We start from the raw sequence: 12,628 nt of genomic DNA, 5'->3' as shown, positions 1-12,628 counted from the left end.
CTACCCCTTACGCGCAATGAAAGCGAAGTCGGTGGCGCCTGCTTTCGCGGACAACTCCAGCCAGTTCTCACTGAAATTGGGCAGGTTGGCGTGCTCGATCGCCGCAGCGGCCACCGCAGCGCAGTAAGCGATCCCGACATGCACAGTTGACCCTAAGAAATTGAGGAATCGGGTCTGGTCTGGCGGGTAAGCCAGGTCGGTATCACTATCAAAGATACGATGCCGCTCGCCGTCCACGAAGGTGTTGATCGCGCTCTCTAACACCGCGTAGCCCAGAAACGCCTCGGCCGGCGCGCCAGGTTTCGTAAGAACAGCGTTGAGCTCGGGCCGCCATTCGAGGGTCTTCTGGCTGAGTGCCGGATTGACGTGGCCAACCGCGATGTTCCGGATGTACTTGGCGAATTCGAAGTTTCGCCGATGCGGCGTGATGATCTCCGAAATGGCCGGATGGTCCTTGTAGAGCGCACGACAGATCAGCTCGAGATCGGTGACGTTCGCGCAGGATACCAGAAGCTGTTTCACCAGAATGAGCCTTACGCCGTCATCGACGGGACCTGCTTCAAGGGCAGCGTCGGCGGCGACGAGATCGCCGTGGGCCAGGCGGGCTGAAATGGCGATATGAATAAAATCCACGAACTGATCCGCCTAAGCGTCAACGATCCGGAGCCTGTCCGTTCCGTAGAAAATGGTCGAACACGTCACTCTCTTCTTCCTCCTCCTGAAAGCGAGGGCCGTCCGCTTCAAACTGAAGCACGGTGATCTCCTGATCGTAGCGATCCGAGCGAAGGCATATCTCGTGCACCGGCTCGGGAAACCAGACCCCCGCTTGCTGCATAATGCCGGTCAGCGCCGCCTCGGAATAATCGCGTCTCGCCGCAAACGCTTGCAGTGGGAGTTCGAATACAGTGTCCCTCGTACGGATGTAGCGCCCCGATCTAAGCGCCGCCTTGCTGGGCTTCGCCCAATGAGCGAATCCCTCATTCGAAACCACCATGATCGCCCGCGTCTCGGTGTATTCGAGCCATCGCAGGATCGCCGCTGTCAGCGAAACTCCGTAGCGCTTTGCAAGTCGGCCGAGCGCTTCGAAATCGGCGTGAGCCTTGGCCGGCAGTTGGCGGCGAAAGTCATGAAACGGCATGAGCAGCGCGGCGGCAAACTCGTCGGCTTCCTGTTCAATGCCGGACCCGTCGCGGCGAACCACCGCGTTCTCGTCGCAATAGATCCCACCGTCGAAACCCTCGTCCTCTTCGATCAGCTCCCGGTGCAGGACGTAGTGGGCAAACTCGTGACCCACGGTGAACGAGCGACGTCCGTTAGACTGACCGACATGGTACATGATCGCCCATTGGCGCGGCCGCGCCTCCCCATAGACCAACGCGCCGACGCAGCCCGGGATGTCGCGCTCGACAACCTCGTGGATGGGGCTATTGGGCGCGACCTGGCGGGAATACTCTAGCGCAAGACTGATCACATCCACCGGCGCGCGATCAAACCGATCCGCTCCAAGGACCAGATCGAGCATCTGGGTGATACGGGCCGCTTCCTTCAGCGGCCGGAGGCGGATCGGCTCGCTCATTTGCGGGTCTTCGTGTCGAGGATGCGAGCCATCTCGCGAATCTGCCGGCGCGTTTCCTCAGGGAGACCGCTGTACTGCCGGAAGAAGGCGGTGTCCTCGGCCTCGCTGAGCGTCTGCGTGTCGGCCCCGATCAGATAGTCGACGGTCACCCCTAAGGCGCCCGCAATCGCGGACAGCTTCTCGGCCGAGGGCCTCGGCGGATTCTTGTTTTCGAGCTCCCAAATATAGCTCTTCGACGAGCCGGTCTCCTGCGCGAGCTGATCGAGCGTCAGGCCCTTCTTCGTTCGTAAGTCCTTGATCCGCTCACCAAATTTCATTGCCGGCCCTTCTGCTCGATCCGCTCAACCCGCGTTCGGAGTAGCTATATTCTATGTCCCTTGACAGACGCATTCAAGGTTCCCATCTTGTTCGGAGTAGACGTACTTGACCTTATATCATCCCGAACATCGCGCGGGCGGTGGCGAGATGCGCAAACGCAGCCCGCCACGGAGATCGATGTGAACATCCAGCTTGCGCCGACTGGCCTCAATCCGTTCGACGACCCTCTCGACCGCATCCTCGCGGAGATCGCGCTCAGCGTTCAGCTCCCGCCCTCGCTGCACGACAAGGCGAAGTCGCGCTACGAGGCTGTGCGCCGCCACCTCGAGGCGACGACCGCCTTCTTCGACCAGATCGAGCACTTCTACCCGCAGGGCTCCATGGCGATCGATGCCACGATTTCGACCCGCGGCACCGACGACGAGTATGATCTCGACATCGTCTCGCAGCTCGGCGGCCGCTTTCGCGGCATGGCGCCGCTTGAAATCCTGATCGAGCTCGAAGCCGCACTTGCCGACTATCCCGTGCAGCGGGTGTTGCGGCAGACACGCTGCGTCACCTTGTTCTACGCCGACAAGATGCACCTCGACGTCACGCCGTCGTTGCGCGTCTACGCTTCGCTCGATCGCGAGAGCCTGATCACCCACGCCAAGGGTCCGCGTCGTTCGGCCGACGATCGCCTCGTCGACATGAACGCCTATGGCTTTGCGCAGTGGTATGCGAGCAGAACCCCGCTCGAATTGCGCATGGCGAAGGCGTTCCACCGGCGGTGGCTTGACCATGCCGGCCTTGCCGCGCGCGCCGACGCCGATGTGGACGACGTTCCGGATCAGTGTGACTTCATCGTCAAGAACACGGCGACGCTGGCCCTCCAGCTCCTCAAGCGCTTCCGCAACATTCGCTATGCCAGGTATGCCGGCCGGATTCCGCCGTCGGTGATGCTCTCCTACTACGCCGGGCTCGCCGCGCAGCCGAACATGTCGCTCAGCGCCATGCTCGTTCGCCTCGCGAGCTGGATCATTCGCGACATCGAGCAGGCCTCGCTCTACCGGCGGCTCCTGCATGTCGCCAATCCTGTATGCGCCGCCGATGTGTTTACCGACCGCTGGCCGGAATCCATCGCTCAGCAGGATGAGTTCGCCGAACACCTGCGCGAACTCGTCCATTCGCTCGAGGCGATGCGCAAGGGCGAGATGTTCCCCAACGCGATGATGGACACGTTGCGCGACGACTTCGGTGACCGTGTCGTGACCCGTGCCGCCGACCAGATCGCCACGGAGGTTGGCGGCGGGATCCAGCAGTCGCGCCAGCTCTACACGCGGCGCGGCGGCGTGCTGTTGCCTACCGCCGCTGCGGTCGCGGCGTCGACCGTCAACCCGGTGGTCTCGGCGGCGCGGCCTCACACTTTCTTCGGGCGCAAGATCTAATGCGGGCGGGGCCCCTCTCCATCGACCAGCAGATCGCCGCGATGAAGGCGGCTTGGCCGCGGTTCGCTGCGCGCCGCGTAGATCGCCGCACTCAGTCCGCTCGGTGGGTGGGAAGCGTCAAGCCGCAATACTCAAGCTACTCGCTCGAAATCCGCTACGAGCTCGGGTCGTTCCCCGAGGTGCGGGTGCTCTCCCCCGAACTGATTCGGTTACCCGGCAATTCCGAGGGGCAGCTACCCCATGTCTATCCGCCGGCCGATGATCCGACTCTTTGCCTGTTCGATCCCCGCGAACGGGAATGGTCATCGGCGATGACCATCGCCAGCACGACCGTCCCTTGGGCGCTCGACTGGCTCGCCTGCTACGAACTTTGGTTGATGACCGGGCGCTGGACCGGCGGCGGGCGCCACGCCGGACAGGAGCTCGGCGAGGCAAGGGAGACAACACAATGAACTATGTTCCGCCGCGGCGATCGGACGGCACCATCCAGCACGCGCGCCTGAAACAGCCGTGGCCGCTGGGCCGGCCTTTCCGCATTCTCTCAATCGACGGTGGCGGCATTCGCGGCGTCTTCCCCGCAGCGGTGCTGGCCGAACTCGAAAACCGCTTCCTGGGCGGCGCCTCCATCACCAATCATTTCGACATGATTGCTGGCACCTCAACAGGCGGCATCATCGCACTCGCCCTTGCCCACGGGATGACATCCCGACAGGCGTTGAACATATATCTCGAGCGCGGCGAGCGCATCTTTCCGCCGGCGGCTGGGCTCGGCAAATTGTCGAGGGCCTTGCGCTGGGTGTTCAAGCCAAAGCACGACCAAGCAGCCCTCAAAGAGGAGCTACTGCGGATCTTTGGCGACAAGGTGCTCGACGATGCCGTCACCCGCCTGGTGATCCCGAGCTTCGAAGGGCGTCACGGCGAGCCGTTCCTCTACAAGACGCCGCACCACCCGGACTACCAGAAGGACCGCCACAAGAAGTTCGCCCATGTGGCGCTCCACACGACGGCGGCCCCCTCCTATTACCCCGGCGTCGAGGACGACGGCTACATCATGATCGATGGTGGCATCTGGGCCAACAATCCGGTCATGAACGCCCTGGTCGACGCCCTTGCCTGCTTCGACATTGCGCGCGAGGACGTGCGTATCCTGAGCCTGGGCACGGGTGACTCCACCTTCACCGTCGATGAGCGGGTGCGCAACGGCGGCATCAGGGACTGGGCGTTCCTGCGTTCGTTCAATGCGGCCGCCCGCGCGCAGTCCCGAAATGCCCTGGGCCAAGCCTATCTGCTGGTCGGCAAGAACAACGTCACACGGATCGATGTGCCAGAAAGCGATGCGCCAATCGCGATGGATGACGTGCAACGCTCGGTCCGGGAGCTGCCGATGGTGGCGCGCAGTCTCGTCGATGGCGCCGGGCACCACATTGAGCGGATGTTTCTCGACGGCGCGGTCGAGCAATTCATCCGTTGCCCGACGACGTGAGTTTCTGATTGGGCACGAGTCCCTACCGGGCTGTGAGCAAACGACAGGCGAGCTCGCGCTCGCCCCAGCGGGTCGAGAAGGTATCGGAGACCTCGAACCAGGAACCGTCGTTGCCGATGCCATGGTTGGCGCCCATGCAGGAGCACTGGCATTCGTGCCCCTGTGCTTCCTGGCACGCCCGCGCGCAGATCTCCTGCTCGCGATAAGGCTGGATGATGTAGACCTTGCCGTAGCGCTGCAGCGCCCGATCGACGAAGTCGTTGAACCAGGACTTCGGCAGCTCCCAGTAGGCATCTGTCCCGCCAATCCATTCAGGAGCCGTTCGTCGCTCGTTCTGAAGCCATTGCCGGTTGTCGTCAGCAAATGGCAGTCGCACCCGAAGCTTCTCACCACGTCCAGTCCGGCGCAGTACGACCGGAATTTCCTTCTGCTTCCAGACGTATTTAAGGGTGAGCCGCTCCATGGATACCTTCTGGAGATCGCCGATCGCCGCGTCGTGCTCGGCCAAGGATTAATCTTAGCGGGACTGCCGCCAAAGGGCCTGCGCGCATGCGACAACCATATTCCCGGCCTGCACATCAACAAGATAAAAGTACGAATCCGCGATTTTCACTGGCAGACCGGACAGAAGTCACACGCCGGGGGATCCATGACCAAAGATGAACTGCTTGAATTACTGAAGGCGCGCAAAGCGCTAATCGTTCACTGCTCGCGGCCAGGTAAAGCCGATGAAGGGACGGGGGGCCTCCTCTTTCCCGATGATCTGAAGAACGCCATTGAGATCTGCGCCAACCAGGGCAAGGAGCTGAGCTGCTCACTCATCTGGCCCGCTCACACTCACACCTACGGCGCCATTGGCATCATTCTGAACCCGCGCTCGACGGCCTCAATCGCATCTGTCTGCCCGGGTGACGCCGGAACCTCCTATGATCCCGTGACCGGCAAGAGGACCGGAGCCGGCGTCCCATTCTCGCGGCATGCCGTGGAGGAAACTTTCGCCAAGGCGAGCGACTACAACGAATGGACCGTAACGGACGCCGATACACTCGGTATATTCGTCAATCTCGCCGAGGAGCTTGTTGTCGCCAAGGCGATCCCTTTCACGGAAATCCCCGGCTACGATCCGTCGATGCCTGACCTCGGCCCAACCGTCGGACAGGTTCGGCTCAAGCTGGCCGATGTCATTGCCGCTTTTCCGGGTTTGCCCGTTTACGGCTTCCTTGGAACAGAGATCATCGAAATCGGCATCGATGCGGGGCGCTTCTATTCCTAGCCGAGTTATCCTCGCTTAGCGGCGTCCAGTGCGCGAGTCCCACCCTGACGCAAGCAGCGTTTCCTGTTATTTTGCATGCGTCGGGGGAAAACATCTTGGACACCATTGAGGATGGAGATCAGGCGGCCGAGCCGCCCGCAAAGGTGAAGTCGGTCGCCGCCACTATCCTTGGCGAGTTCTTCGATACCTTGGAAAAGGAGAAAGGCTTCGGCGAAATAGCGCCCAGGCTCCGCAAGGTTGTTCTCGAAGACGGCGTCTTTGCGGAGCCATCGATCCGCGCCGCCCTGTTTCCGGAAGCCTCATGATCCGGATCGACAAGATACACATCAAGGAGTTTCGCGGCATCCGAGAGCTGACCCTTGGGCTCAAGGGTCAGAACTTCGCTGCCTGCGGACCGAATGGGACCGGCAAGAGCGGCATCGTGGATGCGATCGAGTTTGCCCTGACTGGCAACATCTCGCGCCTAGCCGGCGCGGGGACCGGAGGTCTCTCGGTCAAGGCGCACGGTCCCCATGTCGACAGCCGCAACAAGCCCGAGGCCGCGTCGGTGACCCTTGACGTCACGATCCCTTCCCTCGGCAATAAAAAGGCCCAGATCCGCCGAACTGTGAAATCGGCAAGCGCGCCGGAGATCGAGCCGGCCGACAAGGACGTCATCGCCGCGTTCGAGAGTGTCAACCTTCACCCAGAGTTCGTCCTCTCGCGCCGCGAGCTGATCCGGTATGTCATCTCCGAGCCAGGCCAACGGTCAAAGGAGGTCCAATCGCTCCTCCGCCTCGACGACATTGAGCGGCTGCGGGGCGTGCTGCAGAAGATCGCCAATACCTGCACCAAGGACCTCCCGGGGTTGGAGCGCTCAGAGAGAGACGCCATCACCAATCTTCTTGCCGTGCTTGACACCGCACAGCTCAGCAAGAAATCCGTCCTCGACGCGGTCAATCCGCGCCGGGAGCTGCTCGGCCTCCCACCGCTGACCGACCTTGAGGCCAACACCTCGGTCAAAGATGGGCTGACCACGACCACCGCGAGCGCACCGGGCCGCGTGCCGAAGGTGCAGGCTGCCGCCGATCTTGCAACCTTGCGAGAGGCACTCAAGGCGCTCGAGAGTGCGTCCTTCAAGCAAGCATGCTCAACCGCAGAGGCCAACGCGGCCGAGCTCGGGAAGGATGCCGCAAGCCTCAACGGCCTGTCGCGCGAGGCCCTCCTGAAGTCGGCGTTGGAGCTGTATGATGGGGCCGCGTGCCCGGTCTGCGACACGCCGTTCGAGCCGGACGCTTTCACGGGCCACCTGTCCGGCAAGCTGGCGCACCTTGAAGATGTGAGCAAAAGGCGCGAGGCGATCGAAGCGGAACTGAAGCCGATCCTCGACGCCCTCCATGCCGCCGGCACCGCCTTGAACACGATGATCGATTACGCTGGCCTGTTCTCGCCGAAGATCGTCGCCACCGCGCTCACCGAGTTCAGGACCGTTCTTCGGGGACGATACCAGCAGCTTCAGAAGCTCTTGCCGCTCGATGACACACGCGCGGTCCTATCGGCGGCTCACAGCGTTCCGGATATGGAGCCATCGCTGGCCGCGCTTACGGCCGCGATCGTGGCAATACCCGAACCCACCAAGCAGGACGCAGCGCGTGACTTCCTGGTCCTCGCGCAGGAGCGGCTTGAGATCTACCGAACCGCGCGACTCAAGTTGGCTGCCGGCAAGGTCCGCGCTGACCGCGCCACGAAGGTCTTCACCAGCTATGGCACTGTCACGACGACCGCGCTCGAAAAGATCTACAAGGACGTAGAGATCGCCTTCGCGAGCTACTACCGGAAAATCAACGAGGACGACGAGAAGGCATTCACGGCAAAGCTGATGCCCTCGATCGGCAAACTCGGTTTCGACGTAGACTTCTATGGACGCGGCCACTTTCCGCCTGGCGCATATCACAGCGAGGGCCACCAGGACGGAATGGGTCTCTGCCTCTACCTTGCTCTAATGAACCATCTGCTCGGAACGAGTTTTACGTTCGCGGTCCTGGACGACGTGCTGATGTCGGTCGACGCCGGCCACCGCCGTCAGGTTTGCACCCTCCTCAAAGAGATGTTCCCCAACACGCAGTTCATCTTCACAACGCATGACGAAATCTGGCTGCGTCACATGAAGTCCGAGGGACTCATCAAGGGCCGCAACTTCGCCCACTTCCGGACCTGGACCGTGGATCTTGGCCCGACCGAGTGGGACGATCGCGACGTCTGGGCCGAGATTGAAGGCTACCTTGCCAAAAACGATGTGCGCGCCGCTGCCGCTCTGCTCCGCCACTACCTCGAACATTTCGCCAAAGAGGCTTGCGATCGGCTACGCGCCGATGTTGAGTTCAGAGGCGACGCCCAGTTCATGCTCGGCGATCTTCTCCCCAATGCGACGAGCACGCTGGGCGACCTCCTGAAAAAGGCCAAGGTCGCCGCAAATTCCTGGAACCAGAAGGACGTCGTCGAGTGCATCGGCGCCATCGAGGTTGCCTTCGGAGAAGCCAAGACCAAGACAGGCTACGAGACTTGGCAGATCAACACGGCCGTTCACTTCAACGACTGGGCCGACCTCAAGAGGGAGGACTTCATCCCCGTGGTCGCCGCCTTCCGTGCATTCACTGACGCATTCGGCTGCGGCACCTGCAACGAGATGTACTTCGTCGCTCCCGACCGAGGCAGAAAGGAAGCATTGAGGTGCGGATGCGGCGCGCTCAATCTGAATCTCCTGCGGAAAGGCGCATAGTCTTGCGGGCCCATCATCAGCCGCGCAAATCTTTTCCTACGCCTTCCGTTTGAGCTGCCACTGACTGCGTTCCGACGCCATCCTCTTGTAGCCGGCTCGCTCGAACACCGCAGCGACCGCCTCGCCTCCCGCCGCAAGCAATTTTGCGGACGGATTCTCGTCCGGGGTGTACAGGACGGACCCATCGACGACGTCGTGGCGGGTCAGAGGCGTGACAGCGTGAAACGTCGCGACCGCCTCGGCCAGCAACGTCTCGTCGGCACAGTTGATTTCGACGAACACATCGCGATCGTCGTCGTACACGTAGAGACTCGCGTCATAGATGAAGGAGCTCAACGACCGGCTGGACGGATCCGAAAACTTCGCCGCGAACAAAGTGTCAGTGTATCGGCCGGGATAGCCGCTCTCAACTCCAAACCCAAACTTTTCGGCCGCAAGATCCACAGCAGGCTCGATCGACAGAAGGCTCATGTAGCCGGTCTCCACCGGCATATCGCCTTGGCCCAGGCTCTCGGTCACGAGCGCCAGCGCGGTACCGGACTGATCGAGCGCGACGCCTCCGCTGAACCCGCCTCGCGCCATGGCGGAGGCGATGAAATGCAAGACCGGAGAATGACGCACGCGCACCACGGCGTTGATCTGTCCGAGCGTGACCACCTGGTTTGGAACCGTTGTGAACGGGATCGGTGGGTAGCCGATGACGAGAATATCGGAAAGTACGAGGTCGTTCTCTCCGAGCGAATAGTCAGTATGCTGGCTGACGGTGATCGCCGGTAGGGGCGTGTCACCGAGATTGACCCGGAAGACCGCGACATCGAGATCATCTCGACCGAAATAGGGTCCGTCGATCACGTTCAGCCGCCGCGGCGGTCCCGCCTTCCCACCTGCCTCTTCCGTGAGATGCGCCGACTTGGTCGTAGCGATCTCCTTGACGGTCACGCCATCGACGACGTGCCGGGCCGTTACGAAGATCCCATCGCCGATATGAAACGCTGTGCCGATTCCTTCGTGCCCGCTGGCATCGATGACGGCGACGAACGCGACGGCCCCAGCCGCGCGCACGTAGGTCTCCTGAAAGGCGCTTTTCTCAACCATCAGAAGACATCTCTCAACTCGACCTCACTCGGGTTCCATCGGTCGACCGCGATGGCAGTACACTCCGCAACCAGCCGATCGAGGACAGCCTCGATCTTGCGAGTGTCATACTGACCTTCGGCCAACGTCGCAGCCGTCTGCCTCAGAAATTCCTTGGAATAGGACTCCTTGTATTCCAGCGCCCCCTGGTAGCTGCCCAGGCTCTTCTTGTAGTTGGTCCAGAGCACCTTGGCCGGCGGATGTCCACCTGCATCGAGATCGAGATAGCACTCGATCGCGGCGGCTCGCCGGTTGATGTCAGAGTTTCGGATGCCCTCAGGCCCCTGCGCGGGGAACGAACGGAAGTCATCCAGCTCGGGGAGCATTATCCCGCGCATATTCGCAGGCAGGGGGAACCCTGACAGCCGCTGATGAGCGTCGAGTCCCTCGGCGTCGTTATCGAATAGGAAAACAACCTGGTTTTGGACGTCAATCTTCGCGAGCCCTTCGGCGAACTTAACGAGGTTGCCCGTACCCGAAAACGGGTGGCTCTCGCTCACGTCGATGAAGCGAAAGAAATCCGCGATCCCTGGCCGCAGCAGCGATAATGCGTGCTTTAGAATGTGGACGTCTGAGCTGCCTTCGGTGGCTATCAGGAACGTCTCTGTCCGGCGGGCGTGAGGCGCAAACTCCCTCTCTGCGGCATAGCCCCCTTGCACCAGGGGGCCGTACTGCCAGATAACAGGAACATCCTTGTTCGCCTGCGCCTCTGCCAATATTCGCAATACGGAATATGGATCGAGAATCCCCACCAGTTCGCCGAAGAAACTTCGCTCGGAGTAGGCGTTGACGTCATAAGACCGATAGTTGGGAATCCGTTCAAGCGGCATGGCGGCGAAACGCCCGCGGATCTTCGATTCGGTCGCGTCATCTGTACTTGAGATGAAAGTGTCGTCGAGACTGTCGAGCGGGTGCGCCGTCACAAATGCGAAGAACTCCGCAAAGCTCATCAGATCAGGGCCGGGCTGGTCATCCTCGCCCTGAAGTGTTGACCTTTGATCCAGCCAATGCCGCGCGACGGCGGCGTATTCTCGCTCCACGCGGTCCAGGTTGAAGCCCAGCAACTCCAGCCGAGGAACAACGTCCTTGAGCGGCCGCGTGAACGCCATCTCAGATGACGTCGGATCCTCCCCCTTTTCCTGGTACCAGTCATAGTCGAGCTGATCGCTTTTGACCGCCCTCCGATCCTGTTCCTGAAAGATCGATCCGTGATCAATTCCTCGGTGGTTTTTGCTGTACGTGACCGACACTCCGGCCACATCAAGTGTGATTGCCGTACCCAAGCTTCCCCCGAACTTACGCTGCGGCGCCGGTCGACGCCGTCATGTCACGCCTTCACCCTACCTGTTCGACCGTGAGCGATCCTGTCGGCAGGGGCTTTAGCAGTTGCCGAGCCGGTACGGACGAGTCTACCACGATCAGGGCGCGCTTGCCTTCTGACACCCTGATCTACGCATTTACGGCTCCACGGATTTGCGGGGAAAGCCTTCCCCCGCGTCCAAGTCCTGCGGTCTCGGCCGCCCCCTTCTGCGGGGCCGGCTGCCCCGCAACGCCCCGCCGAGAGTGAGAGTGCGGACGGGTTTGCCGTGACGGGTTGAAAGCTGGGAGAGAGGCTTCCGGCGCCCGTCGCGGAGATCCGCGATGACCAAGCATCAGCGTCAAGCGCCCCACGATCGGGCGAGCCTCTACGACGACATCACCAACAAGATCATCGGAGAGCTGGAGGCAGGCCGGCTGCCCTGGGTCCAGCCCTGGGGCACCGCGGCGGCGAAGGCGCCGCTTGCCATGCCGCGGAATGCCTCGACCGGGCGGGCCTACTCCGGGATCAACATCCTGATCCTCTGGGGCGCCGTCATTGAGCACGGCTATCTGGGGCAGAGCTGGCTCACGTTCCGCCAGGCCCTCGCGCTCGGCGCCAACGTCCGAAAAGGCGAGCGCGGCACCACCGTCGTCTACGCCGACCGCTTCATTCCGGACGACGAGAAGCGGCGCGCCCGCGAGGCTGGCGAGGACGCACAGGCGATCCCTTTCCTGAAGCGCTTCACGGTCTTCAACACGGCGCAATGCGAGGGTCTTCCCGACGACCTCGCTGCGCCGGTCCCGCCGCCGGCGCCAGACCTCATCGAGCCTCGCGTCGAAGCGCTGATCAAAGCGACCGGCGTCGACTTCCGCATCGGGGGAAATCGCGCCTTCTATGCGCCGGGCCCCGATTTCGTTCAGGTTCCGCCCCCGCAGGCCTATTTCGAGCCGATCAACTGGCACCGCACGGCGCTGCACGAGCTTGGGCACGCGACGGGCCATCCCTCCCGTCTCGGCCGCGACCTCTCGGGCTCCTTCGGCACCAAGAAATACGCATTCGAAGAGCTGGTCGCCGAGATCAACGCCGCCTTCTGCTGCGCGACGATCGGCATCGTGCCCACGGTACGGCATGCCGACTATATCGGCTCCTGGCTCGAGGTCCTGCGGGAGGACAACCGCGCGATCGTGCGGGCGGCGAGCCAGGCCAGCAAAGCGGCCGACTATCTGCTAGGCTTCCTCCCCGATCACGACATCGCGGCCGGGCCCCTCAGCCAGGCCGCCTGACTTTCCACACGCTTGAATAGCGACCGGACCTTGCCCACCTGTAGCCCATAGGTTACAGTTGGTGAGGTTCGGGAGC

General features: G+C 62.1%; 13 protein-coding genes. 7 read left to right on the top strand and 6 right to left on the bottom strand.

Annotation, left to right across the window (positions count from 1 at the left end; translation table 11 throughout):
• The 3 genes from IEY58_RS08485 to IEY58_RS08475 are packed head-to-tail and all read right to left on the bottom strand — an operon-like array spanning position 1 to position 1,893.
• Positions 1-633, bottom strand: a complete 633-nt coding sequence (locus tag IEY58_RS08485) for a hypothetical protein (RefSeq protein ID WP_189044640.1) — start codon at positions 631-633, stop codon at positions 1-3.
• A gap of 19 nt (positions 634-652) precedes the next feature.
• The gene (locus IEY58_RS08480; RefSeq protein ID WP_189044638.1) at positions 653-1,576 is read right to left on the bottom strand and encodes an ImmA/IrrE family metallo-endopeptidase; all 924 of its coding nucleotides are present in this window, start codon (positions 1,574-1,576) and stop codon (positions 653-655) included.
• Entirely contained in the window at positions 1,573-1,893 is a 321-nt protein-coding gene (locus IEY58_RS08475; protein ID WP_189044636.1) for a helix-turn-helix domain-containing protein, read from the bottom strand. The genes IEY58_RS08480 and IEY58_RS08475 overlap by 4 nt, the downstream gene beginning before the upstream one ends.
• Positions 1,894-2,073: 180 nt before the next feature.
• Between IEY58_RS08475 and IEY58_RS08470 the strand changes: the two genes are divergently transcribed.
• The 3 genes from IEY58_RS08470 to IEY58_RS08460 are packed head-to-tail and all read left to right on the top strand — an operon-like array spanning position 2,074 to position 4,804.
• Positions 2,074-3,321 carry a nucleotidyltransferase domain-containing protein gene (locus tag IEY58_RS08470; RefSeq protein WP_189044634.1) on the top strand — a complete coding sequence of 416 codons (1,248 nt, stop codon included), beginning with the start codon at positions 2,074-2,076 and terminating at the stop codon, positions 3,319-3,321.
• On the top strand, positions 3,321-3,773 hold the full coding sequence (locus IEY58_RS08465; RefSeq protein ID WP_229743581.1) for a hypothetical protein: 453 nt from the start codon (positions 3,321-3,323) through the stop codon (positions 3,771-3,773). Before IEY58_RS08470 ends, IEY58_RS08465 begins: the two co-directional genes overlap by 1 nt.
• On the top strand, positions 3,770-4,804 hold the full coding sequence (locus tag IEY58_RS08460) for a CBASS cGAMP-activated phospholipase (protein WP_189044632.1): 1,035 nt from the start codon (positions 3,770-3,772) through the stop codon (positions 4,802-4,804). The genes IEY58_RS08465 and IEY58_RS08460 overlap by 4 nt, the downstream gene beginning before the upstream one ends.
• Positions 4,805-4,826: 22 nt before the next feature.
• On the opposite strand, the gene IEY58_RS08455 is transcribed toward IEY58_RS08460, so the two are convergent.
• Complete coding sequence (locus tag IEY58_RS08455; RefSeq protein WP_229743580.1) at positions 4,827-5,312, bottom strand: hypothetical protein; 486 nt, start codon at positions 5,310-5,312, stop codon at positions 4,827-4,829.
• Here IEY58_RS08455 and IEY58_RS08450 point away from each other — a divergent pair.
• From IEY58_RS08450 to IEY58_RS08440, 3 genes are all read left to right on the top strand, one after another.
• A complete protein-coding gene (locus IEY58_RS08450; protein WP_189044630.1) occupies positions 5,301-6,077 on the top strand; it encodes a hypothetical protein in 777 nt (258 codons plus the stop codon). The genes IEY58_RS08455 and IEY58_RS08450 overlap by 12 nt on opposite strands.
• Before the next feature lie 95 nt (positions 6,078-6,172).
• Positions 6,173-6,382, top strand: coding sequence for a hypothetical protein (locus IEY58_RS08445; protein WP_189044628.1), 210 nt, complete (start codon positions 6,173-6,175; stop codon positions 6,380-6,382).
• Positions 6,379-8,835: an AAA family ATPase gene (locus tag IEY58_RS08440; RefSeq protein ID WP_189044627.1), complete on the top strand. Its 2,457-nt coding sequence runs from the start codon at positions 6,379-6,381 to the stop codon at positions 8,833-8,835. The genes IEY58_RS08445 and IEY58_RS08440 overlap by 4 nt, the downstream gene beginning before the upstream one ends.
• A gap of 36 nt (positions 8,836-8,871) precedes the next feature.
• On the opposite strand, the gene IEY58_RS08435 is transcribed toward IEY58_RS08440, so the two are convergent.
• Together IEY58_RS08435 and IEY58_RS08430 are read right to left on the bottom strand one after the other, a co-directional pair.
• Positions 8,872-9,930, bottom strand: coding sequence for a S1 family peptidase (locus tag IEY58_RS08435; protein WP_189044625.1), 1,059 nt, complete (start codon positions 9,928-9,930; stop codon positions 8,872-8,874).
• Positions 9,930-11,252 carry a HEPN/Toprim-associated domain-containing protein gene (locus tag IEY58_RS08430; protein ID WP_189044623.1) on the bottom strand — a complete coding sequence of 441 codons (1,323 nt, stop codon included), beginning with the start codon at positions 11,250-11,252 and terminating at the stop codon, positions 9,930-9,932. Before IEY58_RS08430 ends, IEY58_RS08435 begins: the two co-directional genes overlap by 1 nt.
• A 358-nt stretch (positions 11,253-11,610) precedes the next feature.
• Between IEY58_RS08430 and IEY58_RS08425 the strand changes: the two genes are divergently transcribed.
• Positions 11,611-12,552 (top strand): ArdC family protein, encoded by a 942-nt coding sequence (locus tag IEY58_RS08425; protein WP_189044621.1) that lies wholly within the window; start codon positions 11,611-11,613, stop codon positions 12,550-12,552.
• Positions 12,553-12,628 lie beyond the last annotated feature (76 nt).

It is taken from the genome of Aliidongia dinghuensis, from assembly GCF_014643535.1.
Taxonomy (GTDB): domain Bacteria; phylum Pseudomonadota; class Alphaproteobacteria; order ATCC43930; family CGMCC-115725; genus Aliidongia; species Aliidongia dinghuensis.
This window is presented reverse-complemented; position numbering and strand designations above follow the sequence as displayed.

Bases quoted from the DNA above. Each gene is read 5' to 3' on its own strand.
- IEY58_RS08475 (WP_189044636.1), bottom strand. From the start codon at position 1,893: ATGAAATTTGGTGAGCGGATCAAGGACTTACGAACGAAGAAGGGCCTG.
- IEY58_RS08465 (WP_229743581.1), top strand. From the start codon at position 3,321: ATGCGGGCGGGGCCCCTCTCCATCGACCAGCAGATCGCCGCGATGAAG.
- IEY58_RS08440 (WP_189044627.1), top strand. From the start codon at position 6,379: ATGATCCGGATCGACAAGATACACATCAAGGAGTTTCGCGGCATCCGA.
- IEY58_RS08435 (WP_189044625.1), bottom strand. From the start codon at position 9,930: ATGGTTGAGAAAAGCGCCTTTCAGGAGACCTACGTGCGCGCGGCTGGG.
- IEY58_RS08425 (WP_189044621.1), top strand. From the start codon at position 11,611: ATGACCAAGCATCAGCGTCAAGCGCCCCACGATCGGGCGAGCCTCTAC.
- IEY58_RS08480 (WP_189044638.1), bottom strand. From the start codon at position 1,576: ATGAGCGAGCCGATCCGCCTCCGGCCGCTGAAGGAAGCGGCCCGTATC.
- IEY58_RS08460 (WP_189044632.1), top strand. From the start codon at position 3,770: ATGAACTATGTTCCGCCGCGGCGATCGGACGGCACCATCCAGCACGCG.